Annotated in this window: 1 protein-coding gene; it reads right to left on the reverse strand. The window is 55.9% G+C overall.

Annotated elements, in window-relative coordinates; all coding sequences use genetic code 11:
* On the reverse strand, nucleotides 1–481 hold a 481-nt coding region (locus EN807_RS32535; protein WP_135937929.1), incomplete at both ends, for a metallophosphoesterase.

Here is a 481-nt window from a genome sequence, read left to right on the forward strand (position 1 = left end):
GTTCTGAAGCTCCCAACTGCCTATCGCTGTGTTGACGAGGATGAAGTTTGCGCCTGCGGATCCTGTCGGAAGTCTGAAGTGCACGGGTTGGTCCACGGGAACGGTCTGCCAACCCAAGCGGGCGGCTAAACTCGCCATTTCGCTGAATTTCTCAGTCGGTCCAAGTTCGCGCGCGTCATCACGGTTCACATCGTGATTTCCCGGTACGAATATCAACGGAAGCGCCTTTGAACTGCGTCCCTGTGCGCGGCAGAGCAACGTGAAATGCTGGAATGCCGCAGCAATGAAGGTCTTGTCGCCACGGCTCGTGAAATCCCCCATGAAGGCGATCGTATCCAAGGGCTTCGAAGTCGTCAGCCGCCGAAGTTTCGTCAAGACGGCACGCAGCGAAGACGCGCGTAGCTTCTGCGTTATTTTCGGAGCGAACTTGCTATCCTTGGCATCGATGTTGCTAGAGGAAGGATGCCAATCCGGATAGTGA

The organism is Mesorhizobium sp. M5C.F.Ca.ET.164.01.1.1, from assembly GCF_004792125.1.
GTDB lineage: Bacteria > Pseudomonadota > Alphaproteobacteria > Rhizobiales > Rhizobiaceae > Mesorhizobium > Mesorhizobium wenxiniae.